The sequence below is a fragment of the Pseudomonas entomophila genome (genome assembly GCF_029478665.1).
Taxonomy (GTDB): domain Bacteria; phylum Pseudomonadota; class Gammaproteobacteria; order Pseudomonadales; family Pseudomonadaceae; genus Aquipseudomonas; species Aquipseudomonas entomophila_F.
In genome coordinates this window covers 1-25,977 of sequence record NZ_JARPQB010000041.1, presented here as the reverse complement: position 1 = coordinate 25,977, position 25,977 = coordinate 1, and the positions used below count along the sequence as shown (strand labels likewise).

Here is a 25,977-nt window from a genome sequence, read left to right as displayed (position 1 = left end):
TGAAGTTCAGATCGGCGCCCGCCGCAGGGTGGCGAGGAAGGTCGCCGCGCCGATGAACAACCCGGCGAACGTGCGGTTCAGGCGTTTCTGCTGTCTAGGGGTGCGCAACAGGCGCAGCACCCGCGACGCCAGCCCGGTGTAGCCCGCCATCACCAGCATGTCGACGCTGATCATGGTCACGGTGATCGCCACGTACTGTGGCAGCAGCGCTTCATGCGGGTTGATGAACTGCGGCAGCACCGCAAGCATGAACACCAGCGCCTTGGGGTTGCTGACGTTGACCAGGAAACCCCGGAACACCAGGCTCAGCGGCTTGCCGATCGGGCGCACGCCGGACTCGTCGCTCATGTCCATCGGCAAGGCTTTCCATTGCTTGTAGGCAAGGTAGACCAGATAGACGACGCCGAACCACTTGATGATCTGGAAGGCGGTTGCCGAAGCGGCGAGGATGGCACCAACGCCGGCGGCAATGATGGCGATCTGCACGATCAGGCCCAGTTGCAGGCCCAGGGCATTCCAGTAACCGCGCCAGAAGCCATACTGCAGGCCACTGGACATCGAGGCGATCGCCCCGGCGCCCGGCGACAGGCTGATCACCCAGCACGCGGCAAAGAAGGCCAACCACGTTTCCATCGACATCGCACACCTCGCTCGAACATTTATTGCAAAACGTTAAGCTACGGTGCTGGCGAAAAAATAACCAGTGGTTTTTACAGTGTCGGTGAGGGCCTCTTCGCGGGTAAACCCGCTCCCACTCCGACCGCGCCAACCTTGCGCGCTCCTTGTAGGAGCGGCCTTGTGCCGCGAAAGGGCTGCGCAGCAGCCCAAGATTTCAGTGCTGGCGACGTTCGTCGGGGCCGCTTTGCGGCCCTTTCGCGGTACAAGGCCGCTCCTACAGACTGAATAGACCAGTGCAGCCTTAATCAGCCTCGATGGCCGGATCCTTGACTGGAACAGGCACTTCGGCCCCGCGCCAACGCCGCACCGCCTTCTGGAAGAACTGGCTGTTCGGCACCTGTACCAGCGCCCCGCCCGCCTCGGGCGTCTCCATCAGCGTGGTGTACAGCAGGTTGATGGCGATCACCCGGCCTTTCACTCCCGGCTTGTCGAGGGTATCGACCAGCTCGACCACATCACCGATGCGAAACGGCCCGACGGTGAAGATCAGCACCGCGCACAGCAGGTTCGACAGCACGCTCCAGATGGCGAAGAAAGCCACCGCCGCCACTGCAACGAAACCGGAGAGCGCCGTCCACAGTACCGTGGCCGACACCCCCATGCGCTCCAGCACGAACAGCAGCGCGCTGCCCATGATCAGCCAGCGCAGGGCGCCGCGCACCGGCACCATCAACTCGTGCGGCAGCGGATAACGCTCGCCCAGGCTCCTCAACCCACGGGCGACCATGCGCTGCAGGATGAACGCGGCGATCAGGATCAGCAGGATCTGCAGCCCCAGCCAGAACGTGTCCATCCATTGCCCTGGCAGCAGCGAACGCAGTTCCTCCATCAGCTCAGCGCCTCGAGCTCGGCCTGCATGCTTTCCAGCGTTTCCAGAGCTTCCATCCAGGCCTCTTCAAGCTCGCCTTCGCGTTGCTTGAACTGGGTCTGGCGGGCCAGCAGGTCGCGCAGCTCGTCCTTGCGCGAAGCCTCGTACACACCACCGTCGCCCAAGGCCGCCTCGATCCCGGCCAGTTCCTTGTGGACCTGGTTGAGCTCGGTTTCCAGCTTGTCGGCCGCCTTCTTGTGCGGCGCCAACTGCTGGCGCAAGGCCGCGGCGGCTTGGCGCTGGGCCTTCTTGTCGGTCTTGTCCGGGTTGACCGGTGTGCTGCTGGCCGGCGCGTTGCGCTGGCGGTACTCGACCAGCCAGCGGCTGTAATCGTCCAGGTCGCCGTCGAAGGTGTCGACCTTGCCATCGGCCACCAGCAGGAAATCGTTGGTGGTGCTCTTGAGCAGGTGACGGTCGTGGGATACCACCACCACGGCGCCGGCGAACTCTTGCAGGGCCATGGTCAGCGCCAGGCGCATCTCCAGGTCCAGGTGGTTGGTCGGTTCATCGAGCAGCAGCAGGTTCGGCCGTTCCCAGGCGATCAGCGCCAGGGCCAGGCGCGCCTTCTCGCCACCGGAGAAATTGACCACCGGCTCATCGACGCGGTTGCCGTGGAAGTCGAAGCCACCGAGGAAGTCGCGCAGGGTCTGCTCGCGCTCGCCGGGGGCGATACGCTGCAAGTGCAACAACGGGCTGGCCTTGTCGTCCAGCGAGTCGAGCTGATGCTGGGCGAAGTAGCCAACAGCGAGGTTCTCACCCCGCACCAGGCGGCCGGACAACGGCTGCAGTTCACCGGCGAGGTTCTTGATCAGGGTCGACTTGCCCGCGCCGTTGGGGCCAAGCAGGCCGATCCGCGCACCGGGTGCCAACTGCAGCTTGACCTTCTCGAGAATGGCTTTGTCGCCATAGCCCAGGCGGCCTTCGGACAGGTCGAGCAAGGGGCTGGAGATTTTCTCCGACTCGCGGAAGACGAAGTCGAACGGCGAGTCGACGTGGGCCGCCGACAGCTCCTCCATGCGTTCCAGGGCCTTGATCCGGCTCTGCGCCTGGCGGGCCTTGGTGGCCTGGGCCTTGAAGCGGGCGATGTACTTTTCCATGTGCGCGCGCTGCGCCTGCTGCTTCTCATAGGCCTGCTGCTGTTGCGCCAGGCGTTCGGCGCGGGTGCGCTCGAAGGCGCTGTAGCCGCCCTTGTAGAGATTGAGCTTGCGTTGCTCGACGTGTAGCACATGGTCGACCACGGCATCGAGGAAATCGCGGTCGTGGGAGATCAGCAATAGCGTGCCCGGGTAGCCCTTGAGCCAGTCCTCGAGCCAGAGGATGGCGTCGAGGTCCAGGTGGTTGGTGGGCTCGTCGAGCAGCAGCAGGTCGGACGGGCACATCAATGCCTGGGCCAGGTTCAGGCGCATCCGCCAGCCACCGGAGAAGTCGCCGACGCGGCGGTCCATCTGCTCGTTGGTGAACCCAAGGCCGGCCAGCAGCTTGCGCGCACGCGCGTCGGCGGTGTAGCCGTCGGCGCTGTCCAGCTCACTGTGCAGGCGCGCCAGGGCGGTGCCGTCGTGGGCCTGCTCGGCGGCGGCCAGGTCGGCCTGGACCTTGCGCAGACGGGCATCGCCATCGAGCACATAGTCCACGGCGATGCGGTCGAGGGTGTCGACCTCCTGGCGCATGTGGGCGATGCGCCAGTCGCCGGGCAGCAGGCAGTCGCCGGCATCGGGCGACAGCTCACCGCGCAGCAGCGCGAACAGGCTGGATTTGCCGGCGCCGTTGGCACCGATCAGGCCGGCCTTGTGACCGGTGTGCAGGGTCATCTCGGCGCCTTCTAGCAGGCGCTGTGGACCACGCTGTAAAGTGAGGTTCGATAGTCTGATCATGATGGTCGCGGAGTCTACCAGCTTCCCCGATCACTGGCGCGAGTGAAACCATGCACACCGACCTGTGGAACCATGCCTTGGCCCTGTACGCACGACCGGGTGTCGAAGGCGCCTGCCTGACCCTCCAGGCGTTGGGCGGCGATGTCTGCCTGCTGCTCTGCGGTACCTGGCTGCAGGCCCGCCAGGCAGCTCCGAATGAACGACGGATACAGGCCCTTCAAGCATTAGCCAGCCCTTGGCAGCGTGACGTGGTCTCCCCGCTGCGCACGCTGCGCCAGCAGTGGCGCGAGCAGGCGCTGGCCGACCCGAGCTTGAGCGTGCTGCGTGAGCAAGTGAAGAGCCTGGAGCTACAGGCTGAACGCACGCTGCTTGAGCGCCTGGAAGCATTGGCCCGCGAGTGGCCCGCCGAACAGAATGAGACGGAAGATTGGCTGGCCCGGCTGGCACCGGACCAGGCCCGGGATCACGACGCGCTGCATACGCTGCGCGCCGTGGCCCGGAGGCTTCAGGAGGCCGAGGAAGGCGACTGAGCCGGGGTGCTGGCCGCGGCCGGTGCTGCTGGCGTCGCTACTGGGGCCGGGGTGGCGCTGGCAGCCGGAGTGGCTGGCTTGGCTGCGGGTTTCGCAGCGGCAGGCTTGGTCGGGGCCTTGACGGCGGCGGGTCTGGCTGCAGGTTTGGCCGGAGCCTTGACGGTGGCGGGTTTGGCGGCAGGTTTTGCTGCGGCGGTCTTGGCCGGCGCTTTGGCGGCGGCCGGTTTAGCAGCTGGCTTGGCTGCAGGTTTTGCTGCGGCAGTCTTGGCCGGGGCTTTGGCGGCAGCCGGTTTGGCGGCTGGCTTGGCGGCCGGTTTTGCTGCGGCAGTCTTGGCCGGGGCCTTGGCGGCGGCCGGTTTGGCGGCTGGCTTGGCGGCCGGTTTTGCTGCGGCGGTCTTGGCCGGCGCTTTGGCGGCGGCTGGTTTGGCGACTGGCTTGGCTGCCGGTTTTGCTGCGGCAGTCTTGACCGGGGCCTTGGCGGCGGCCGGTTTGGCGGCTTGCTTAGCGGCCGGTTTTGCTGCGGCAGTCTTGGCCGGGGCCTTGGCGGCAGCCGGTTTGGCTGCAGGTTTTGCAGCAGCCTTCGGTGCCTCGGAGCGCAAGTGCAACGCCTTGGCCGCAGCCTCGCGAACCTTGCCCACGCCCTGGGCCAGTTTCAGGCTTTCCTGGGCATCACGCTTGAGCTGCTGGATATAGGTGCGAGTCTGAGCCTGACGCGCCTTCAGCGCATCGAGCAGCGCTTCAAGTTCACTGGCGGCTTTCTGCGCCTTGCCTTGTGCCTTGGCTTTGCCAGCCTTGGCCGCGTCCTGCAACTTCAGGCGCGCGTTGTGCAGTTTCTCCTGCGCCTTGCCACGTTGTTTTTCCAACTTGGCCAACAGTTTCTCGGCATCCGCCAGTGCTTGGGAGCAGGCATCTTCCAAATGTTCGAGCAGGCTGCCCGAAAGTTGCTGGAGCAGGTGCAACGGCGTACTGACTGCTTTCTTTTTGGCCGACATGGATTACCTCCTGGCTGACGAGAGTGCGACTCATACTATGCTTCTGCTGCTACTGCCGCTAGGGCATGTTGACAGTATCAGTAGCGCCGCGTTGCATGCCTGGGCAAAGTTGTTGTCTTGCAGCTGGAAGCAAGTGTAGTTGCCTGTTAATTCCTTGCCGACAATTGCACATCTTTCTTCGACAACGCTGGCATACTTCGCGCTCTTTGCAGCAGGAGTCGACCATGCCTCGTTACCTGATTCTCGGCCTGTGCCTGGTGGCCCCACTGGCGCTGGCCAACCCCGAGTCCTCACCCGGCAACGACAGCGACCTGGCCTACAGCCTCGGCGCCAGCCTGGGCGAGCGCCTGCGCCAGGAGGTGCCTGGCCTGCAGCTCGATGCCCTGGTCGAAGGCCTGCGCCAGGCCTATCAGGGCCAGCCGCCACGGATCGCCAAGTCACAGATGGAGGCGATCCTGCAGACGCATGAAGAGCAGGCCAATGCCGCCGCCGAGCAGGCGCGCGTGGACACCCTGCTGAGCGCGGAAAAGCGCTTCATGGCCAGCGAGCGCGCACGCGCCGGTGTGCATGAACTGCCCGAAGGCATCCTCTACAGTGAACTGGCCAGCGGCAACGGTGCGCAGCCCAAGGCCACCGGCAGCGTGCAGGTGCGTTACGTGGGGAAATTGCCGGACGGCTCGGTGTTCGACCAGAGCCAGCAACCGCAGTGGTTCAAGCTGGACTCGGTGATCGAAGGCTGGCAGGTGGCGCTGCCCAGGATGAAGGCGGGGTCGAAATGGCGGCTGGTGATACCGTCGGCGCAAGCCTATGGCGCCGACGGCGCGGGCGACCTGATCGCGCCCTACACCCCGCTGGTGTTCGAGATCGAACTGCTGGCGGTGGCCGACTGAGTCAGGCCTGCACCGCGTCCTCTTCCTTGTGCGCGGTGTGCAGCACTTCGATGAGGCAGTCCTCCAGCTCGAAGCGTTCGCGCAACAGGCCGCCCAACTTGCCCAACTTGTCCGCGAAGCGCTCGGGGTCGGTGCACTCGCCCTTCTCGCAATGGTCGTTGAAGGCCAGCGCGATCTGGGTGCTGTCATCGATACGCGGGTTGATCTGCGTGGCCAGTTCCAGGGCCTTGGTATCGCCAAAGGCCTTGGCTTCGCTGACCAGCTGCTCGCTGACTTCGAAGTGCCAGGCCGAGACATAATCGACCAGGAGCGCGCAGAAATCGCGGTTCTTGTCCTTGTCGGCAAAGGCCGGCTTGGCATCGCGCAGTGCGCGGAAGGCTTGCACCAGCTCCTGGCGCTCCTCCAGCCAACGATCGATCAGCTTGTGAACACCGCCCCAGCGTTCCTGGGCGTTCTGGCAACTATCGAGCATGGCGATCTCTTCCCTTCTGGATAGATGCCGCTGCACCTCGCGACACAACACCGTGGCACAAAGGTGACATCAGCAGGACGGCATCGAACAGGTGTGTTTTGGGTATGCGTGCTGCGAGATTATTCCCGCGCGACCTGCCCTTCAAGGTACGCAGTGGACAAAGTTCATACAAGCGTTTAATCCCGTTCCTACCTGCCACTGGTCGAGCAACCCCCGCAGTGTTGCTCTGGATCAAGCCATCGGGCGATTGCGGAATCGATACGCCACCAGCCAGGACAGGGGCATGGCGGCGAGCAGCAAAAACGCCAGAAGGCTCCATTCGGGCAAGGTCAGGTCGAGAAAACTCCAGCTGATGGAAACACAATCCGGGCTGCCCAGCAGGAACATGCGCAAGATCTCGCCCATGGGGCGCTGCATGATTTGGTCTACTGGCAGAGGGCAGCCGTCAGCCACCAGGGGATCACCTTGCAGCCAGACATGTCGGCCAGCCAGCAATGCACCACCGAGTGCACCGGCAAGCGCCAGCCACGCATAACCCCGCCGCCCACGCTCGGTGGGCGAATGCACGAGCGCAGCCAGGCAGACCAGAGCGTACCCCCCAAGCATCAGGCGCTGGCTGAAACACAGCGCGCAGGGCACCAGGCCGATAACCGACTCCAGTTGAAACGACGCCACCAGCACAGCCATCGAGGCCAGCAGGGCGGGAAGGAAAAAGCTGCGCAAGCAGGCCAGCGACATGGGCGATGAATGTCCGCGAAGTTGGGAGAAGTGGTTGGGAACGGTAGAGGAAAGAGGCGCTTTGTATCAAGGCGCTACGGCGCGGACAAGTCGCTGATTGGCAAGGAAACGCTTCTAATGCAAGTAGGAACATTCCTATGGAGCAAGAGGATCTTTCGACGCGACGCTGTAAGGCAGGCTCCAACTGCGCTGGAGCCTGTGGACAAGTACTCCGCTATTGCCGGGCCGCGCCTTTCCAGCCCCCGCCCAAGGCCAGGAACACGCCAATTTGCCCCATCGCTACCTGGCTGTTCGCCGCCGCCAACTGTGACCGCACATCGGTGTAGGTACGGGTTGCCTGCAAGTCGGCGAGGAACGACTCACGCCCGACCTGGTAACGCAGGTGCGTCTGGTCCGCCGATTCCTTGGCCGAGCGCTCGGCGTCGGCCAGGGCGTCGCGGCGGTCGAGCAAGGCGCTGTATTGGGCCAGGCGGGTCTGGGTTTCGCGGATGGCGTTGAGCACCACGCCGTCGAAGCGCGCCAATGCCGCCTGGGTGGAAGCCTCTGCCTCGCGAATGCGCGCGCGGGTGCCGTTGGTGGGGATGTTCCAGGTGATCTGCGGGCCGAAGCCCCAACGGTTGGTCGAGGGCTCGCCGAGGTTCTTCAGCAGGCCGATGGTGCCCACCTGGGCGCCGATGCTGATGTCCGGGTACAACGCGCCGGTGGCCACGCCGATGTAGGCGGTCGCCGCCGCCAGCTGGCGCTCGGCCTGGCGCACGTCGGGGCGGCGCTTGAGCAGCGCGGCGCCGTCGCCCACCGGGATCAGTTGCGCCAACTGCGGCAGCTCGGCGCAATCGGCGGTACCCGCAGGCAGTTGCTCGACGGGTCTGGCCAGCAATGCGGCCAGCGTGTACAGGCCGGCCTCACGCTCGGCCTTGAAACGCGGCAACTCGGCACGCAGCGACTTGAACTGCGTTTGCGAACGGGTGACCTGGGTCTCGTCGCCGCGGCCGGCGTCGCGCAGGCGCTGGGTCAGCTGCACGCTCTGTTCCTGCAGGTCCAGCGACTCGCGGGCGATGTGGTATTCCTCGTTGGCCGAGCACACCTGGGTGTAGGCCTTGACCACATCGGCCACCAGGGTGATGCGCGCGGTGTCGGCGGCCGCCTGCACCGCGTCGGCATTGGCCTTGGCAGCCTCGGTGCCGCGCTTGAAGGTGCCCCACAGGTCGAATTGGTAGCTGGCGCTGATGATCGTCTCGCCGATGTTGGCCACCGGCACCTTCTCCGGCAGCAGGAAGGCTTCGCCGGACTCCTGCAGGCGCTGGGCGCCCGCCTTGATACCGCCGTTGAAGCCACCCTGGGACTCGGCCACCTCGACCTGGGCACGGGCCTTGGCGATATTGGCGGCGGCCACGCGCAGCTCGGTATTGGCGCTCAGGGCCTGACGCACCAACGCGTCGAGGCGTGGATCCTGGTAGAGCTGCCACCAGTCCTCGGCCACCGGTGCCGACACCACGCTGTCGGCGTCCTGGCGCAGCGGGCCGTTGAGGTCGGCACGCTGCACGGCCGCGTCCTTGGGCACCTCGTAGTTCGGGCCGACCATCATGCAGGCGCCCAAGGACAGGCTGAGCCCGGCCAGGATCAGGTGTTTCATGGGCGCTTGTCCTCGATGATCGACACCGTGGCGGTGCGCCCGGCAATCATGCGGAAGTCTTCCGGCACCTCGTCGAACGCAATGCGCACCGGGATCCGCTGGGCCAGGCGCACCCAGCTGAACGCCGGGTTGACGTTGGGCAGCAGGTTGGCACCGCTGCTGCGGTCGCGGTCCTCGATGCCGGCGGCCAGGCTCTGCACGCGACCGCGCAGGCGGGTGTTGTCGCCCATCACGCGGATCTCCACGGCATCGCCAATGTGGATGCCACCCAGCTTGGTTTCTTCGAAGTAGCCATCAACATGGTAGGAAGCGCTGTCGACCACCGACAGCACCGGGTGGCCGGCGCTGACGAACTCGTGGGCACGCGGGGCGCGGTCGTTGAGGTAGCCGTCCACCGGGCTGCGCACCACCGAGCGGTCGAGGTTGAGCTGGGCGACGTCGACCTGTACCTGGGCTTCATTGACCGCCGAGCGCGCGCGGGCCTCGCGGGACTGGCTCTCTTCCAGTTGCTCGGCTGCCACCAGGTTGCCCAGCTTGCGGTTGCGCAGGGCCTCGCGCGAAGCCTGGGCCAGGGTCTCCTGGCGCTCGGCCAGGGTCGCCTTGGCCTGGCGCAGGGCCAGGGTGAAGCGGTCCTGGTCGATGGTGAACAGCACGTCGCCGCGCTTGACGGTCTGGTTGTCGCGCACCTCGACCTTCTGGATCAGCCCGGAGACATCCGGGGCGATCTGGATCACGTCGGCGCGGATATGCCCGTCGCGGGTCCACGGCGCGAACATGTAGTACACGACCATCTGCCACACGAGCACGGCGGCGAAGGTCACTACCAGCAAGGTCAGGACCACGCGGCCCAGGGTCAGCAAAGGTTTTTTCATGGCAGCATCAGGCTTCGGCAAAAGTGGTCCACCGCGCCAAGCAGCACGGCATACAGGGCAACGTTGAACAACGCCCGGTGCCAGACCAGGCGGTAGAAGTGCAGGCGCACCAGCACGGCGTGCACGCCCAGGTACAACAGGTAGGTGCCAAACATCATCACCAGCAGCGTGGGCAGGAACACCCCACTGATATCCAGTTCACCGATCACAGGGGCGCTCCATCGAGGCCGGGGGGCAGTTGCGTTTGTTCGGCGGGCTCGAGCATCACCTCGACCCCTGGCAGCAGCGCCAGGCGCAGGCCGGCCAGGGCGTGCAGCAGGTGAGTGCGGGCAGCGCCGCGTTCGTACAGTTCGTCCAGGTTCAGCGCCAGGCGCGCGCGCTCCATGTTGCGCAGCAGCGCCGCCGGGGCGTGCAGCCGCTGGTTGGCGCGCAGGCAGGCGGCGTAGTGGCCGCCGACTTCCTCGACCACGGTACGCAGGCGCTCGCGGGCCTGGCTGCCGGCACGGGGCATGTAGGCCAGCAGGTCGAGCAGGTTCAGGCCCACACGCAGGTCGCGCAGGGCCACGCCGCTGTCCTGCCCCGTCTGCGACAGCCGCGGCAGGTGCTGCATCAGGCGGTCGAGCATCTGTACACCGACCTGGCGATGTTCGGCCAGCGTGGCCGGCTCGGTCATCTCGACGATGTCGCGCCAGGCGAAGCGGGTCATGCGCTTGGCCGCCAGCTCCACACCGAACGGGCGCACGACCAAGGTCCAGATGAAGGCGAACAGCAGGCCCACGGGGCCGGCCAGGTTGGCGTTGATGAAAGTGAAGAAGTCGGCGTCGTAGGCACCCTGGATGCTGATGAAGGTCGAGGTGTTGACGATGGTCAGCAAGGTGCCCAGGTAGAAGCGCGGTTGCACGGTCAGGGTGCCGACGCAGATGAACGGCACGGCGAAGGCCAGCACCAGCATGGCGAAGTCGTGCAGGTTGGGCAGCACCAGGAACAGGTACAGGCTGGAGAAGATCACCGACATCAGCGTCCAGAAGAAGAACCGGTAGATCTGCGGCGCCGGGTCGTCCATCGCGGCGAAGAAGCTGCACGACACGGCGGCGAGGATCACCGCGCTGGCGCCGTCGTTCCAGCCCAGGCCGATCCACAGGCCGCAGGCGACGACGATGGCGGTGACCGTGGAGAACACCGAGTAGAGCATCAGGCCACGGTCGAAGAACGGCGTCAGGCGGCCCAGGCGCCAGTGGCGGTACACCGCGCGCCAGGGTTTGGCGTCATCCGTGCGCAAGGCGTGCTGCAGGGTGCAGCAGTCTTGCCAGAGGTCGGCCCACTCGGTCAGCCGGTAGAGCGCGTTGGACAGCAGCAACTCGGCGCGCTGGTCGATGGCCGCGGCGCCGGGTTGCAGGCGGTCGATCTGCTCGTGCAGGGCTGTCCAGCGTGCCACCGAGGCGCTGTCGGCGGTGCCCTTGAGCCATTCGCGGGCGCTGTCCAGCAGCGGTTGCAACTGGGCGAACTGGGCGGGGGCTCGGCCTTCGAGGGCGACCAGGGCATCGTCGAGCGCGTCGATTACCGGCAACAGGTGGATCATGCGGCCGCGCAGCTCGCGGGCATTTTTCAGGGTGTGGGGGCCGGCGCCTTCATGGCCGAGCTGACCGATCATCATCTCCAGCGAGTTGAAGGTGGCGACCATCGCGCCGCGCATGCCGCCGAGCTTGTCGGCGCTGGCCTCGCGGGCGAGGTAGGTGTCGCTGTAGCGGATCGCCTCGTTGAACCAGCTGCCGGTGGCGCCGACCACCACCGGAGCCAGGCGCCGAGGCCAGAAGACCGCGCCGACCACCGCCGCACAGACGATCCCCAGGCAGATCTCCTGGGCGCGGGACGAAGCCACGTCGAACACCGCCAGCGGGTTGTCGACCACGGCCAGGGCGATCATCGGCAGGGTATAGCCGGCCAGCATCAGCACGTAGTTGTTGGCCGTGCGCAGGTTCAGCGAGAGGAACAGCAGGGTGCCGGTCCACAGGGCGATGGCGATGCTCAGCAGCAGGGGCGACTGCACCAGCGGTGGCACCAGGAAGATCGCCCCACCGGTGCCTAGCAGCGTACCAAGGGCGCGATACAGTGCCTTGGACGTGGTCGGGCCGAGGAACGGGCTGGAAACGATGTACACCGTGGCCATCGCCCAGTACGGGCGCGGCAGCTGCATCAGCAGGGCAATGTACAGGGCGATCATCGAGGCGGCGAAGGTGCGCACGCCATAGAACCAGTCGCGGGCCGGGGGCACCGAGCTGAAGAAGCCGTTCATGGCAGCACGCCCGCCGTTTCGAACGCCTGGATCACCCGCAGGGTGGCTTCCAGGTCGGCCTGGTCGATGCCGTGCAGCACTTCGCGGCGCAAACGCACCAGTTCACCCTCGATGGACTCGGCCAGGGCGCGGCCCTCGACGGTAAGGCTCAGGGCCTTGGCGCGGCGGTCCAGCGGGTCTTCGCTGCGGCACACCAGGCCCGCCTTGCACAGCTGGTCGAGCAGGCGCACCAGCGATGGGCTTTCCAACCCGGCTGCCTGGGCCACCGCCACCTGATGCACACCGTCGCCCAGGCGCACGATCATCAGCAACGGCACGGCGCAGGCTTCGGAAATGCCATAGCCGGTCAGCGCGCCTTGGCACAGGCGACGCCAATGCCGGGCGGCCACGACCATGCCGCTGCTGATCTTCAGGTGCAGTGCGTCAAGGGACATAAGGGGAACCGAGGATATTCATAGTTTGCTAACTATCAATATACGCCCTGCCCTCCCCCTGTCGTCAACCGGGGGCGATGGCAGGTTTGGATGAAAGGTTGTTCATGATCCTCGTAGGAGCGGCTTCAGCCGCGATGCCGGCAACGCAGTGCCTGGCACCCGCTTCGCGGGTGATCGCGGCTGCAGCCGCTCCTACAGAGGACTCTTCAAATCAATGGGTTATGGCTGGATCTGATCTTCCAGCTTCATGGTCAATGCCAGGTTGCTGCCCAGCTTGATCGCCTGGTCGCGCCACCCCAGGTAGCGCGCCGCGTCGCGGCTGCTGAAATGCACCGCCAGCTCTTCAGCCGCCTGCATCACCCCGGTCGCCGCCGCCAGCTCGAGCCAGTACAGCGCGGCCTTGGTATCCGGCTCCACATACAACCCATGCAGCAACCGATAGCCCACCTCGAATCGACAGCGTGTCTCACCCTGCCGGGCCCCGCGCAGGAACCATTGGTAGGCTTCGCAGGGGTCGACTTGCCAGTCCTGGCCGCCGTCGCAGACTTCTTCCTCGTACAGGTCCCCCAGCGCTGCGGCGGCCAGGGGCATGCCGCGCTCGAAGGCATGCCGGTAATACTCGGCGGCGTTGGCATAGGAGATATCCACACCCTTGCCGAAGTAGTGCTGCTGCCCGAGGTTGAACCAGGCCGCGGCATTGCCCTGCAACGCCGCCATGCGCAGCAGGTGCCCCGCCAGCACCGTATCGCCGCGCCAGTACTTGCCGTTGAGCCAGATCCAGCCCAGGTCGTTGAGCACCGCCACGTTGCCCAGCAGTGCCTGGCGACAGAGGTCGGCATAGATCGCCTGCACGTCGACCGCTTCATCCAGACGGTCGACCAGGCCGAAGCGCTCGCCCGCCAGCGCCTGCTGGCTCGGCATGCCGATCCCGGCGAACAGCCGGTGGCGCTGCCCCGGGCGTGCCGGCGCCGGGACGATCCGCTCGGGTAGAAGCCGCGCGAGCAGCGAATGGATATTGCTGGCAGCAGACATGTTCATCCTCATTGAACGACCCACAGCACCGACCACGACTGTGATGAGGCGTGATTCTGCGCGATGCCACGACAAAACCTGTCGCGAACGATTCGATCCCTGGCAACCATTTGCCTGTTCCTTGATCTGAGCAGGCTGTGGCCAATTGCCATGCCCCACCCGTGTCGCCATCCTATGGCGGCATAGCCTAGACAAGGACGTTTCCTTTTGCCGTTCGCCACCACCCGCGCCACCCTCAGCCGCCAATGGGCCTTGCTGCGCCAGCTGCCCAGCCGCTCCCCCGGGATCACCAGTGCCGAGCTGGTGTGGCGCCTGCGTGACGTGGGTTTCAGTGTCAGCAAGCGCACGGTGGAGCGGGACCTGAACGAGCTGTCGCTGATCTTCCCGCTGGAGCGCAATGACAAGAGCATTCCGTTTGGCTGGCACTGGTCGGCCAGCGCCGGAAGCGAGTTGCGGGGAAACTTCGACCTGCAGGGCTATCTGCGGGGCGATTCGCTACAGCCTGTCGTGGGTGAAGGGGTCGAGTTGCAGGCGTGGGTCAGCGACCACCTGGCCCGCCAACTGCGCGAGTCGCCGTTGACCGGGGACATGCAACTGACCGCACTGGAGCAGGGGCATCGGTTGCGGGCAACGGTGGTCGATGGCTGGCCGCTGCGCTGGTGGCTGCTGAGCCAGGGACAAGGGTTGGTGGTGGAGTTGCCAAGCACATTGCGCGAGGAAATCGCCCGCACACTGGCCGCCGCCGCCGCCCAGTACCAAGGCCTGTAGGAGCCAGCCTTGCTGGCGATGCAAGGCGTAGCCTTGCCCAGGATACCGAGCAAGGCCGGTTCGCCAGCAAGGCTGGCTCCTACAGGGCCAAGCTAGCGCTGCATCCCCCAGCGCCTTACTGTCAGCCGCTCCAGGGTATTGAACACCAGCCCCTCCACCAGCAAGCCGATCAGGATCACCACCGCCAGCCCGGCGAATACCTTGTCGGTGTACAGCTCGTTGCGGTTCTGGAAGATGTACCAGCCCAACCCGCCCTTGCCGCTGCTGGCGCCGAACACCAGCTCGGCGGCGATCAGCGTGCGCCAGGCGAACGCCCAGCCGATCTTCAGCCCCGACAGGATCGACGGCAGCGCCGCCGGCACGAGGATGTGCAGTACCAGCCGCAAACCGCGCAAACCATAGTTGCGCCCCGCCATGCGCAAGGTTTCGGAAACCCCGAGAAAACCGGCGTAGGTATTCAGCGCCAGCGCCCACAGCACCGAATGCACCAGCACGAAGATCAGGCTGTTGTCGCCCAGGCCGAACCACAGCAACGCCAGTGGCAAAAGCGCGATGGCCGGCAAGGGGTTGAACATCGAGGTGAGGGTACCCAGCAGGTCACGCCCCAACTGGGTCGAGACCGCCAGGCTGGTCAGGCCGAAGGCCAGGACGATACCCAGCACATAGCCCTTGAGCAGCACCACCAGCGAAACACCGACCTTGGCCGGCAGCTCGCCACTGGCCAGGCCATCCCACAGTGCCATGGCGGTCTGCAGGAAGCTGGGCAGCAGCAGGTCATTGCCGGTATAGCGGGCCACCGCCTCCCAGATGCCCGCGAGCAGCACCAGGATCAGCGCCTTGCGCAACCAGCCCTGCTGCCACAGCCGTTGCGCCACCGGCAGCTCACGCTCCAGCGGCACCCCGGGCAGGGGCTGCAGCTGCACTTCGTATTCCTGGCGTACAGGTGTCATCGTCATGCCCAGGCTCCTGTCAGTAGGCGATGCGGATGTCGTTGAAGCCCAGATCACCCGCTTGCTCCGGGGCATCGGCCTCGTCGAACAGCAGGCGGTGAATACGCCTGGCGCTGGCCTGGAAATCGCTGCCACCCAGGCTGCCGAGGTCGTACTGGTGGCTATGCACTTCGGCCCGCACCCGCCCAGGGTGCGGCGATAGCAGCAGGATGCGGTTGCCGACCACCAGCGCCTCCTCGATGGAGTGGGTGACGAACAGCAGGGTGAAACGCACCTCCTCCCACAACAGCAGCAGTTCTTCCTGCATCTTGCGCCGGGTCAGCGCGTCGAGCGCGGCGAACGGCTCGTCCATCAGCAGGATCTTCGGCTGGGTCGCCAGTGCCCGGGCGATGGCCACGCGGGCCTTCATGCCGCCGGACAGGGTATGGGGATAGGCGTCGGCAAAGGCCGCCAAGCCCACCTTGTCGAGATAGTGCAGCGCCCGCTCCTCGGCTTCGGCGCGCTTGAGCTGCCCGGACACCAACAGCGGGAACATCACGTTCTGCTTCACCGTCTTCCAAGGCGGCAACTGGTCGAACTCCTGGAACACCACGATACGGTCCGGCCCGGGGCCGCGCACCGGCTGGCCCTGGAGCAGGATCCGCCCTTCGCGGGGCTCGATGAAGCCGGCCACGGCCTTGAGCAAGGTGGACTTGCCGCAACCGGACGGGCCGAGCAGCACGAAGCGGTCGGCGCGGTCGACTTCGAAGCTGACCTGGTGGGTGGCCCGCACCACGCGCTGGGCGGTGCGGTATTCGAGGCTGAGGTTGTCCACCGCCAGCAGCGGTGGGGTGGCGACAGGGCTCAGTTTGCTGGCCGTGTGGCCTGGCAAGGGGGCGGTCATGGGTGATCAGCTCCCCTGCAATGGGCGTTCATCCTGGAAGAAGTAGTCCTTCCACGACGCCGGCTTGTTCTTGATCGCGCCGACCCGGTAGAGGAAGTCGGCCAGCTTGTAGGTGTTCTTCGGGGTGACGGTGAACTCGTACCGGGGGTTGTCGATCAGCTTGATCAGCGCGTCGCGGTCGATCTTGGCCTTGGTCACGCGGATGTAGGTGTCGGCGGCGGCGGCCTTGTCCTTCTGGGCGAACTCAGCCGCTTGCGCCAGGGCGTCGACGAAAGCCTTGTAGGTCTTCGGGTTGTCGTTGCGGAACTTCTCGGTGGCGAACAGCAGCGTCGGCGAGTTGGGGCCGAGCAGGTCATAGCTGTCGAGCACCACATGCACGTTCTTGTTGGCCAGCACCTGGTCCTGGAACGGCGGGTTGGAGAAGTGCCCGTTGAGCTCGGTGCCACCGGCCAGCAGCGCCGCGGTGGCGTCCGGGTGCGGCACCGCCAGGGTGTACTTGTCGAGGCGGTTGTATGCCTTGTCGCCCCACTGCTGGGCGGCGGCGTACTGCAGGAAGCGCGACTGCACCGAAACGCCCACCGCCGGTACGGCGATGCGGTCCTTGTCACCGATATCGGCGATGGTCTTCACGTTGGGGTTGCTGCTGACCAGGTAGTACGGGAAGTTGCCCAGCGAGGCCACGGCCTTGACGTTCTGCCGGCCCTTGGTGCGATCCCATACCGTGAGCAGCGGGCCGACACCGGCACCGGCGATGTCCACCGAGCCGGACAGCAGTGCGTCGTTGATCGCCGCGCCGCCGGAGAGCTGGACCCAGTCGACCTTGATGTCGATGCCCTGCTCCTTGCCGTGCTTCTCGATCAGTTGCTGGTCACGGACGACGTTGAGCAGCAGGTAGACGATGCCGAACTGTTCGGCGATGCGGATCTGCCCTTCGGCGTGGGCCACGGTGGGCGCCACGAGGCTGCCGGTGACCAGACTGGCACCCAGGGCGATGCTGGCCGCCAGGCGGCTGATGGATATGCGCATGATGAATTTCCTCAGTCGTCAGAACGGGGCGTCGCCCTGGATGGTGGTGCGGTACAGCTTGCGCCGCAGGTGCGCGGGGCAGCCGGCGGCCAGGTGGATCAGCGAGCGGTTGTCCCAGAACACCAGGTCGTTCGGCCGCCATTGGTGGCGGTAGATGTTCTGCTCGAGCACGCTCAGGGCATACAGCTGCTGCAGCACATCGCGGCTTTCGTCATCCGGCAGGCCGACGATGCGGGTGGTGAAGCCCTCGCTGACGAACAGCGCCTTGCGGCCGTTTTCGGGGTGAGTGCGCACCACGGGATGGATGACTTCCTGGACTTGGGCGAGTTGCTCGGCGGTGAGGCTCGGGCGCCAGTTGCCTTCGAACTTGGTCTCGGCGTAGCGGGCGGTATAGGAGTGAGCGGCGACGCGGCCCTCGACGACTTTGCACAGGGCCTCGGGCACGGCGTCCCAGGCCTTGTGCATGTCGGCGAACAGGGTATCGCCACCTTCGCTGGGCAGCTCTTGTGCATGCAACATCGAGCCCAGGCTGGGGAGTGCCTTGTACGACAGGTCGGAGTGCCAGAACTTGCCGGCATCGCCCAGGCCGACGTTACGGCCGTCCTCGACGATATTGGACACGATCAGGATCTCGGGGTGGCCTGCCAGCAGGAACTGCTTGAGCACATGGATCTGCAGCTCACCGAAACGGCGGCTGAAGGCGATCTGTTGTTCGGGGCTGATGCGCTGGTCGCGAAACACCAGGACATGGTGGTCCAGATGGGCGCGGTGGATTCGGCTGAAATCCTCGGCATTGACCGGTCGGGCCAGGTCGAGGCCGACGATCTCGGCGCCGACGGCACCCGGGAACGGGCGGATGTCGAAGGTTTGCGGCAGGGCACTGTCGATGGACGACAGGGCGTTCGAGGCGGCTGGCATTGGTCACTCCCACGCAGTGCGCGACTTCAGGGCGCGCAACGATCGGAAACGCACGGGGTTTGCCCGTGTGGGTTCGAGTCGTGCGGCGCGCCGATTGGTCGGCGGGTACGCAGTGGGAATGACTATAAAGTCATAAGAACGATATTTTAAATACCGTTACGGCATATCCATATGAAGGGCTTGTTCCTTCAGACCCTACGTTCATCTGTGGGAACAACTGTCTTGTGCTGGCTGCACTGGCCCCTTCGCCGGCAAGGCCGGCTCCTACAGGTGCGGCGCTAGCCTTGAGACTGCGCAGGAAACATGAGCCTCACTGCAGACCTGTAGGAGCCAGCCTTGCTGGCGATGCCCGGCATGGCCGGGCCAGCGTCCACGAAGAAGACAGTTGCTCCCACAAGATCGATCAACGCTCGCGCAGGGCTTCCGAGCGGGCCTTGATGATCGGCTTGAGCAGGTAGCTCATGATGGTCTTCTTGCCGGTCATGATGTCCACCGTCGCCACCATCCCGGGGATGATCAGCAACGGCTTCTCGTCCGTGCCCAGGTGGCTCTTGTCGGTGCGCAGCTTGATCAGGTAGTAGGTGGTCTTCTTGTCTTCGTCGGTGATGGTGTCGGCGCCGATCTGCTCGAGCTTGGCCTTCATGCCGCCGTAGATGGTGTAGTCGTAGGCGCTGAACTTGACCGTGGCTTCCTGGCCCGGGTGCAGGAAGGCGATATCCTTGGGCAGGATCTTCGCCTCGATCACCAGGGTGTCGTCCAGCGGCACGATCTCGATGATGTCGCTGCCCGGCTGGATCACCCCGCCGATGGTGTTGACCAGCAGCTGCTTGACGATGCCCCGTACCGGCGAGATGACCACGGTGCGGTTCACCCGGTCATCCAGCGCCTTGCTGGTGGCGGTGGCCTTGTTCAGCTCGGTGCGCGCCTCGTTGAGCTGGGTCAGCGCCTCGCTGCGGAACTTGCCGCGGGTCTCCTCGATCTTGCTCTCGACTTCCTTGATCGCCGCTTCGGCCCGCGGGATGGCCAGGCTGGTGGAATCCATCTGGCCACGGTTCTCGACTTCGGCGCGGCGCAGGCGCAGCACCTCGACCTGGGAGATCGCGCCCTGGGCCACCAGTGGCTCGGACATGGCGATCTCCTGGCGCAGCAGCTGCAAGCTGTTGGCGTACTGGGCGCGCTTGGAGTTGAACTCGCGCAGCTCCTGTTGCTTCTGCACCAGTTGCTGCTGCAAACCCGCCACCTCGTCCTGCAACTGCTGGCGACGGCTCTGGTACAGCGACTGCTCGTTGGCGGCCTGGTTGGGGGCGGCCTTGCGCAGCTCTTCGTCGATCTGCAGCGGCTTGTCCTCGACTTCGGCGGTCAGGCGCTGCACGCGCAGGGCCATGGCCAGGCGCAGGGCCTCGGTTTCGTCGACGTTGGAGGCGAAGCGGGTCTCGTCCAGGCGCAGCAGCGGCTGGCCGACCTCGACGATCTCGCCTTCCTTGGCGAAGATCTCGGCGACGATGCCGCCCTCGAGGTTCTGGATCTTCTGTACCTTGGACGACGGGATGGCCTTGCCCTCCCCGCGCGTCACCTCGTCGATGGGCGCGACGCTGGCCCAGACGATCATGAACAGGAAGAACGCGATCACGCCCCAGATGGTCAGGCGCACGATGCGCGGCGCATCCTCGATCAGCGCCTTGTTGACCTCGGGCAGCGGCTGCCCGGCCAGGGACTCGGAGCCCTTGAAGTAACGGCGCAGGTTGTCCTTGAAACGCCCCATATCCAGCTTATGCAACACTGATCTGCCCCTTCTTCAGCGCATCCATGACGGCGGCTTTCGGGCCATCCGCGACAATCTGTCCACGATCGATGACGATCAACCGGTCCACCAGCGACAGCAACGAGGCGCGGTGGGTGACCAGCAGCACGGTCTTGCCTTCGATCACCGCGGCCAGGCGCTGCTTGAGGCGCTCTTCGCCGGTGTTGTCCATGGCGCTGGTGGGCTCGTCGAGCAGCAGGATCTGCGGGTTGAGCAGCAAGGCACGGCCCAGGGCGACGTTCTGCCGCTGGCCGCCGGAGAGGTTCTGGCCGCGCTCGCCGACCTGCAGCTCGTAACCGTCCGGGTGCAGGCGGGCGAACTCGTGCACACCCGCCAGTTCCGCGGCCTGCAGGATCAGCTCGTCCTCGATGTAGCGGGCGCCGCTGACCAGGTTGTCGCGCAGGGTGCCGGCCAGCAGCTGGATGTCCTGGGGCACATAGCCGATGTTGTGGCGCAGCTCGCTGACATCGATCTGGCGGATATCCACGCCGTCGACCAGCAGCGAGCCGTTGTCCGGCTCGTAGAGGCCGACGATCAGCTTGGCCAGCGAGCTCTTGCCCGAGCCGCTGCGGCCGATGATGCCGACCTTCTCGCCCGGGCGGATGGTCAGGTTGATGCCCTTGAGCGCCTGGTTCTGCTGGTTGGGGTAAGTGAACTCGACCCCACGGAACTCGACCGCGCCCTGCAGCACCTGACGGCTCAGCGGGCGCTCCTCGAAGTTGCGCTCTTGCGGCAGTTCCATCATCTGGTCGGTGGCGACCATGGTCACCTTGGCTTGCTGGTAGCGGGCCAGCAGGCCGTTGAGCTGGCCCAGCGGGCCGAGGGCACGGCCACTGAGCATGTAGCAGGCCACCAGGCCGCCCATGCTGAGGTTGCCGTCGATGATCAGGTACACGCCGACGCAGATCATCGCCACGCCGGCCAGTTGCTGGATCAGCAGGGTGATGTTCATGGCCAGGCCCGACAGCACCTTGACCCGCAGTTCCAGGCGGCTGAGGGTGCCGAGGGTCTGCTCCCACATGTACTGGCGCTCGCTCTCGGCGTTGTTGACCTTGACCGCGTCCAGCCCGGCGAGGGTTTCGATCAGGCTCGACTGGCGCTCGGAGGCCAGGGCCATGGTCCGTTCCATGGTCGCCATCAGCGGCTTCTGCAGGGCGTAGCCGATGCCCAGGGCCAGCGGGAAGGCCAGGATCGGGATCCACACCAGGTGCCCGCCGATGATGGCGATGACCATCAGGATCAGCAGGGTGAACGGCAAGTCGATCAGGCTGGTGAGCGTGAGCGAGGCGAGGAAGTCGCGCAGCCCCTGGAACTCATGGATGTTCTGGGCAAAGCTGCCGACCCGCGCCGGGCGGTACTTCATCGACATCCCGACGATGCGCTCGAACAGCGTCGCCGAGATGATCAGGTCGGTCTTCTTGCCGGCCAGGTCCAGGCAAAGGCTGCGCAGGCCCTTGAGGATGAGGTCGAAGACATAGGCGCCGGCAATGCCGATGGCCAGGACCCACAGGGTCGAGGTGGCCTGGTTGGGCACCACGCGGTCGTACACGTTCATCACGAACAGCGGCGCGGCCAGGGCGATCAGGTTGATCACCAGGCTGGCGGCGATGGCGTCGATGTACAGCCATTTGCTGCGCAGCAGCGTGTCGCGGAACCAGGAGCGGGCGCGCGGGATGAGGTTGCCGTGGTTGACGTCGAACTTGTGCTGCGGCTGGGCGAAGAACACCTTGCCGCTGTAGTCGCTCTGCAACGCTTCACGGGTGACATGCACCTCGCCGCCGTCGCTCTCGCTGAGCAGCAGGCGGGCGGTGTCTTCGTTCTCCCAACCGAGCAGGACCGCGCAGCGGCCCTCCTTGAGCAGCACCATCGCCGGCATGGCGATGTTCGGGATCTGCTCCAGCTTGCGCTGCAGCAGGCGGCCCTGCAGGCCCGCCCGGGCGGCGGCGCGGGGCAGCAGCTCGGCGGTCAGGCGCTGCGAGGGCAAGGGCAGCCCGGTGGTCAGCATGGCCCGGCTGGCGGGCTTCTGGTGCAGGACACACAGGGTCAGCAGACTGTCCAGCAACGGGTCGTCATGCTGACTGCGTGGATCGTGGCTGAGTTGGACTCGACTGACTTCGGATTCCACGCGGCGCTCTCTTCATCCTTGCGGGTAGGGGCAAGGCGCGCCTGTCAGTTCATGCCTGGCAGGTTCACCTTGGGTTTCAGGTCGTTCTGCACAACGGATGCCATGGGGGCTACGACGCCCTGGCTCTTGAGCAGTTGGCCAATGGTCGCCTTGATTCGGTACTGAGTAAACATTTGTGTGTTCTTCACCTCTACCAGACGGCGCTGGGCGGTGAAGGTTTCATTTTCGCTGTCGAGCAAATCGAGCAGGGTGCGCTCGCCCAGGCCGAACTGTTGCTGGTAGGCGCTGCGCACGCGCTGGCTGTGATCGACGTACTGCTGGGCGATCGGCACCTGGGCATTGGCGTTGTCCAGAGCATTCCATGCCAAGCCTAACTCCTCATTGAGCTGGCGCAAGGCGTTGTTGCGAATGTCCAGGGCCTGGTTGGCCAGGTACGACTTCGATTCCAGGTCCGCCTTGTTGCTGCCACCGGCGTACAGGTTGAAGTTCATGCGCAGCATGGCCTGCCATTCGTTGTTGTGGCCGACCGCGCCGTCGAGGTTGTTGTCGGCCGTTCGTCCGAGTTCGGCATCGAAGCGTGGATAGAACGTAGACTTCGCGGCTTCATATTGCTTTTCGGCGGCGGCGATGTCGGACTCGGCCGAGCGCAGGATCGGGCTGTCTTCGATCAGCTGGTGGCGGGCTTCGTCGAGGGTGGCCGGCAACAGATCGACAAATGGCGCTGGCGTGCTTAACTCGTCCGGCATTTGCCCGACGACGCTCAGGTAGTTGGTGTTGGCGTCGGCCAGGTTGGTCTGCTCGGTGATCAGGTTGTTGCGGGCCTGGGCCTGGCGCGCTTCGGCCTGGTCGAGGTCGGCCATGCGACCCACGCCGCGGCTGGTGCGCAGCTTGATCTGGTCAAGGATGCGGTCGTGGTTGCGCAGGTTGTCTTCGGCCAGGCGCACCATTTCGCGGCGGGCCAGCACGTCCAGGTAGACCTGGGCCACGGTCAGCGCGGTGCGTTCGGAAGTACCCAGCAGGGAATAGGCGCGAGCGTTGACGGTGGCTTGCTGGCGGCCTACTTCGCTGGAGGTGGCGAAGCCGTCGAAGACCATCTGCCGCAGGCGCAGGGCCGACTCGCCACGGTTGAGGGTTTCCCAGCGGTTGCCAGTGCTGGGGCTGTCGGTGCCCTCACGGCCATAGCCGGCGGTCACGTCGACCCGCGGCAAATAGCCGCCCTTGGCGGCGCGCAGTTGGTGATCCGCAGCCATGCGGGCATTCACGCCGGCCTGGATTTCCGGGTGCACCTCGAGGGCCTTCTGCATGGCTTCGGGCAGGGTCTGTGCTTGAGCGAAGGTGGCGGCAAGCGCGAAAGGAAGAGCGGTGAACAGTGACGCACGCATTTTTACTGGTTCCCGAGAGAGCTGTTGTCCCAAATCACAGCCGAAGCTGTGCCTGCCTTGGAAAATGGCAAACCCCGATCCTGTGTGTAGGAAGCTTCCGAATAGGCAGTGCGATTAATACGAAAGAAAGGGCTGTGGATGGCCAAATATCAATGTGACATTACGTTGGCGATTGTTTAGGATGGCAGCCAGAAGGTCAATAGTTTGGCATAAAGTAAATCGCCAATAGTTATAGACGTAAAATTGACACTTTAGGGTGTCAAAAACATTTTTGAAACATTCCATCAGTCGCCGCCTTTGCATGCCGGCCAGGCATGGAAGCCAACTGAACGGGTAGTCCGGAGAGTCCAATGAGCACTGTTGTTGCCATCGTCAAAAGCATTGTTGGCCAAGTCATCGCAGTTTCCCCAGAAGGCATCCGGCGCGTACTCATCGAAGGCGACCGCCTGTTCGCCGGCGAACAGGTAGACACCGGCGCTGGCGGCGCGGTCACCTTGGAGCTGGCGGACGGCCGCCTGCTCGACCTGGGCCGCGACACCCAATGGAGCGCCGACGCGCCCGACAGCAGCACCGACCTGAGCCAGGCCACCGCCCAGGCAGCGCCCTCGGTCGAAGAACTGCAGCAGGCCATCGCGGCGGGTGCCGACCCGACCACCGAACTGGAAGCCACCGCAGCCGGCCCGGCCGCGGCAGGCGGCGGCTCGGTCGGCGGCGGCCACAGCTTCGTGCTGCTCGAGGAAACTGCCGGGGCGGTCGACCCGAACATCGGTTTCCCCACCGGCCCTATCGGCTTCGCCAGCGGGCTGGGCAACCAGGAAATCGGCGGGCTGGACACGACAGGCACCGACACCACCGCCAACACGCCGATCAGCACTGGCCTCACCCTCAGCGCCACCCCTTCGATCACTGAAGCGGGTGGCGTGATCGTCTATACCGCGACCGTCGGCCAAGCACCGCTGAGCAACCTCACCGTCACCCTGTCCAACGGCGCGGTGATCGTGATTCCGGCCGGGCAAACCACCGGCACCGTCAACGTCACCATCCCGGCCAACGACACGCCGTACAACGATGGCGGTCAGATCTCCACCACCATCACCGGCACCACCGGCGGCAACGGCCTGATCGTCACCCCGAGCACCACGCCGGCCGTGACCCAGGTCACCGACACAATCGACACCACCACGGCGACGCTGACCGCGACCCCGAGCGTGACCGAAGGTGGCGTGATCACCTACACCGTGACCCTGACCAACCCGGCGCAGACGCCGGTCACCGTCACCCTGTCCAACGGCCAGACCGTCACCATCGAAGCGGGCAAGTCTTCCGCCAGCGTTGATTTCCAGACCCCGGCCAACGACGTCTACAACAATGGCAGCACCGTCAGCACCACGATCACGGGGGCAACGGGCGGCAACTTCGAGAATCTGGTGCCGAACCCGACGCCAGCGCAGACCGTCATCAATGACTCGGTCGACACCACCACCGCCACCCTCACCGCCACCCCGAGCGTGACCGAAGGCGGTGTGATCACCTACACCGTGACCTTGACCAACCCGGCGCAGACGCCAGTCACTGTCACCCTGTCCAACGGCCAGACCGTCACCATCGAAGCCGGCAAGTCTTCCGGCAGCGTCGATTTCCAGACCCCGGCCGATGACGTCTACAACAACGGCAGCACCGTAAGCACCACGATCACGGGTACAACGGGCGGTAACTTCGAGAATCTGGTACCGAACCCGACGCCAGCGCAGACCGTCATCAATGACTCGGTCGACACCACCACCGCTACCCTCACCGCCACCCCGAGCGTGACCGAAGGCGGTGTGATCACCTACACCGTGACCCTGACCAACCCGGCGCAGACGCCGGTGACCGTCACCTTGTCCAATGGCCAGACCGTTACCATCGAAGCGGGCAAGTCGTCCGCCAGCGTCGACTTCCAGACGCCCGCCAACGACGTGTTCGTCAATGGCAGCACCGTCAGTACCACGATCACGGGGGCAACGGGCGGCAACTTCGAGAATCTGGTGCCGAACCCGACGCCAGCGCAGACCGTCGTCAACGACAGTGTCGACACCGTCACGGTCAGCATCGCCAGCAATGGCAACGTCACCGAGGCCGAGCAGCCGACCTTTACCGTTTCGGTCAGCCAGAAACTCGACCATGACCTGACTGTCACCCTGTCCAATGGCGACAAGGTGGTTATCGCAGCCGGCCAGACCCAGGCGACCTACAGCCTTCCGGCCCAGGGCGACGACGTGTTCAAGGATGGCGGTTCGGTGACCTTGGGTGTGACCGACGCCAGCGTCCCGGGCAAGACCTTCGAGAACCTGGAGCTGGGTGGCAACGCCACCGTGCAGATCACTGACACCGTCAGTGAAGTGGTCGCAACCCTGACTGCGGACAAGACCACCGTCAGCGAAGGCGGCCAGGTCACCTACACCGTGACCCTGACCAATGCCCAGGGCCTGTCGGTCACCGGCCACAACGGTCTGACCTTCACCCTGACCGATGGCACCAAGGTGACCATCCCAGCTGGCAGCGCCAGCGGCACCTTCACCATCACCGCCAAGGATGATGTCTACGTCGGTGGCCAACCTTCGATCGTCAACAAGATCGAATCGGTCGTCGGTGGCGACAACTTCGAGAAGCTGACCCTCGGCGACAACACCATCACCACCACCGTCACTGACGAGCCAGGCACCGGCACCCCGGGCACCGGCAACGAAGGCGACAAGGTCGCCGTGACCATCGTCAGCAATGGTGACGTGAACGAAACCCAACAGCCGACCTTCACTGTCAAAGTGAACCAGCCGCTGGA

The 25,977-nt window shown here is 65.2% G+C and carries 23 protein-coding genes; 4 read left to right on the top strand and 19 right to left on the bottom strand.

What is annotated here, in order from left to right; genetic code table 11:
- Window positions 1-6: 6 nt before the first annotated feature.
- From P5705_RS19480 to P5705_RS19470, 3 genes are all read right to left on the bottom strand, one after another.
- Window positions 7-639: a LysE family transporter gene (locus P5705_RS19480; RefSeq protein ID WP_277462597.1), complete on the bottom strand. Its 633-nt coding sequence runs from the start codon at window positions 637-639 to the stop codon at window positions 7-9.
- Between the two features lie 280 nt (window positions 640-919).
- The gene (locus P5705_RS19475; RefSeq protein ID WP_011531599.1) at window positions 920-1,507 is read right to left on the bottom strand and encodes a mechanosensitive ion channel family protein; all 588 of its coding nucleotides are present in this window, start codon (window positions 1,505-1,507) and stop codon (window positions 920-922) included.
- Window positions 1,507-3,417, bottom strand: coding sequence for an ATP-binding cassette domain-containing protein (locus P5705_RS19470; RefSeq protein ID WP_277462596.1), 1,911 nt, complete (start codon window positions 3,415-3,417; stop codon window positions 1,507-1,509). Before P5705_RS19470 ends, P5705_RS19475 begins: the two co-directional genes overlap by 1 nt.
- A gap of 50 nt (window positions 3,418-3,467) precedes the next feature.
- On the opposite strand from P5705_RS19470, the gene P5705_RS19465 reads away from it, so the two are divergent.
- Entirely contained in the window at window positions 3,468-3,947 is a 480-nt protein-coding gene (locus P5705_RS19465) for a TIGR02444 family protein (RefSeq protein ID WP_277462595.1), read from the top strand.
- Here P5705_RS19465 and P5705_RS19460 read toward each other — a convergent pair.
- Window positions 3,923-4,939 carry an AlgP family protein gene (locus P5705_RS19460; protein WP_277462594.1) on the bottom strand — a complete coding sequence of 339 codons (1,017 nt, stop codon included), beginning with the start codon at window positions 4,937-4,939 and terminating at the stop codon, window positions 3,923-3,925. The two genes, P5705_RS19465 and P5705_RS19460, sit on opposite strands and share 25 nt — an antisense overlap.
- Before the next feature lie 224 nt (window positions 4,940-5,163).
- Between P5705_RS19460 and P5705_RS19455 the strand changes: the two genes are divergently transcribed.
- Window positions 5,164-5,829 (top strand): FKBP-type peptidyl-prolyl cis-trans isomerase, encoded by a 666-nt coding sequence (locus P5705_RS19455; RefSeq protein WP_277462593.1) that lies wholly within the window; start codon window positions 5,164-5,166, stop codon window positions 5,827-5,829.
- 1 nt (window position 5,830) lies between these two features.
- Here the strand turns inward: P5705_RS19455 and rsd are convergent, their stop codons facing one another.
- The 8 genes from rsd to P5705_RS19415 all read right to left on the bottom strand — a co-directional run bounded on the left by rsd (window position 5,831) and on the right by P5705_RS19415 (window position 13,303).
- The gene (gene rsd, locus P5705_RS19450) at window positions 5,831-6,301 is read right to left on the bottom strand and encodes a sigma D regulator (protein ID WP_277462592.1); all 471 of its coding nucleotides are present in this window, start codon (window positions 6,299-6,301) and stop codon (window positions 5,831-5,833) included.
- Window positions 6,302-6,532: 231 nt separating this feature from the next.
- On the bottom strand, window positions 6,533-7,039 hold the full coding sequence (locus P5705_RS19445; protein WP_277462591.1) for a disulfide bond formation protein B: 507 nt from the start codon (window positions 7,037-7,039) through the stop codon (window positions 6,533-6,535).
- A gap of 214 nt (window positions 7,040-7,253) precedes the next feature.
- On the bottom strand, window positions 7,254-8,672 hold the full coding sequence (locus P5705_RS19440; protein ID WP_277462590.1) for an efflux transporter outer membrane subunit: 1,419 nt from the start codon (window positions 8,670-8,672) through the stop codon (window positions 7,254-7,256).
- Window positions 8,669-9,544 carry an efflux RND transporter periplasmic adaptor subunit gene (locus tag P5705_RS19435; protein ID WP_277462589.1) on the bottom strand — a complete coding sequence of 292 codons (876 nt, stop codon included), beginning with the start codon at window positions 9,542-9,544 and terminating at the stop codon, window positions 8,669-8,671. Before P5705_RS19435 ends, P5705_RS19440 begins: the two co-directional genes overlap by 4 nt.
- Complete coding sequence (locus P5705_RS19430; RefSeq protein WP_011531590.1) at window positions 9,541-9,753, bottom strand: DUF1656 domain-containing protein; 213 nt, start codon at window positions 9,751-9,753, stop codon at window positions 9,541-9,543. The genes P5705_RS19435 and P5705_RS19430 overlap by 4 nt, the downstream gene beginning before the upstream one ends.
- Window positions 9,750-11,837, bottom strand: a complete 2,088-nt coding sequence (locus P5705_RS19425) for an FUSC family protein (RefSeq protein ID WP_277462588.1) — start codon at window positions 11,835-11,837, stop codon at window positions 9,750-9,752. The genes P5705_RS19430 and P5705_RS19425 overlap by 4 nt, the downstream gene beginning before the upstream one ends.
- On the bottom strand, window positions 11,834-12,271 hold the full coding sequence (locus P5705_RS19420; RefSeq protein WP_277462587.1) for a MarR family winged helix-turn-helix transcriptional regulator: 438 nt from the start codon (window positions 12,269-12,271) through the stop codon (window positions 11,834-11,836). Before P5705_RS19420 ends, P5705_RS19425 begins: the two co-directional genes overlap by 4 nt.
- Before the next feature lie 219 nt (window positions 12,272-12,490).
- The gene (locus P5705_RS19415) at window positions 12,491-13,303 is read right to left on the bottom strand and encodes a tetratricopeptide repeat protein (RefSeq protein ID WP_277462586.1); all 813 of its coding nucleotides are present in this window, start codon (window positions 13,301-13,303) and stop codon (window positions 12,491-12,493) included.
- 207 nt (window positions 13,304-13,510) lie between these two features.
- On the opposite strand from P5705_RS19415, the gene P5705_RS19410 reads away from it, so the two are divergent.
- A complete protein-coding gene (locus tag P5705_RS19410) occupies window positions 13,511-14,071 on the top strand; it encodes a WYL domain-containing protein (protein ID WP_213659088.1) in 561 nt (186 codons plus the stop codon).
- 92 nt (window positions 14,072-14,163) lie between these two features.
- On the opposite strand, the gene P5705_RS19405 is transcribed toward P5705_RS19410, so the two are convergent.
- The 7 genes from P5705_RS19405 to P5705_RS19375 all read right to left on the bottom strand — a co-directional run bounded on the left by P5705_RS19405 (window position 14,164) and on the right by P5705_RS19375 (window position 23,156).
- The gene (locus P5705_RS19405; RefSeq protein ID WP_277462585.1) at window positions 14,164-15,027 is read right to left on the bottom strand and encodes an ABC transporter permease; all 864 of its coding nucleotides are present in this window, start codon (window positions 15,025-15,027) and stop codon (window positions 14,164-14,166) included.
- 13 nt (window positions 15,028-15,040) lie between these two features.
- Window positions 15,041-15,904, bottom strand: coding sequence for an ABC transporter ATP-binding protein (locus P5705_RS19400; RefSeq protein ID WP_277462584.1), 864 nt, complete (start codon window positions 15,902-15,904; stop codon window positions 15,041-15,043).
- 6 nt (window positions 15,905-15,910) lie between these two features.
- Window positions 15,911-16,930: an ABC transporter substrate-binding protein gene (locus P5705_RS19395; protein ID WP_277462583.1), complete on the bottom strand. Its 1,020-nt coding sequence runs from the start codon at window positions 16,928-16,930 to the stop codon at window positions 15,911-15,913.
- 18 nt (window positions 16,931-16,948) lie between these two features.
- The gene (locus P5705_RS19390) at window positions 16,949-17,848 is read right to left on the bottom strand and encodes a TauD/TfdA dioxygenase family protein (protein WP_277462582.1); all 900 of its coding nucleotides are present in this window, start codon (window positions 17,846-17,848) and stop codon (window positions 16,949-16,951) included.
- 403 nt (window positions 17,849-18,251) lie between these two features.
- Window positions 18,252-19,610: an HlyD family type I secretion periplasmic adaptor subunit gene (locus P5705_RS19385; protein WP_240064090.1), complete on the bottom strand. Its 1,359-nt coding sequence runs from the start codon at window positions 19,608-19,610 to the stop codon at window positions 18,252-18,254.
- Window positions 19,611-19,617: 7 nt separating this feature from the next.
- Window positions 19,618-21,774, bottom strand: coding sequence for a type I secretion system permease/ATPase (locus P5705_RS19380; protein ID WP_277462581.1), 2,157 nt, complete (start codon window positions 21,772-21,774; stop codon window positions 19,618-19,620).
- 44 nt (window positions 21,775-21,818) lie between these two features.
- Window positions 21,819-23,156 (bottom strand): TolC family outer membrane protein, encoded by a 1,338-nt coding sequence (locus P5705_RS19375; RefSeq protein WP_277462580.1) that lies wholly within the window; start codon window positions 23,154-23,156, stop codon window positions 21,819-21,821.
- Between the two features lie 350 nt (window positions 23,157-23,506).
- Between P5705_RS19375 and P5705_RS19370 the strand changes: the two genes are divergently transcribed.
- Window positions 23,507-25,977 (top strand): retention module-containing protein (locus P5705_RS19370; protein ID WP_277462579.1); only part of this gene is annotated, 2,471 nt, incomplete at its 3' end.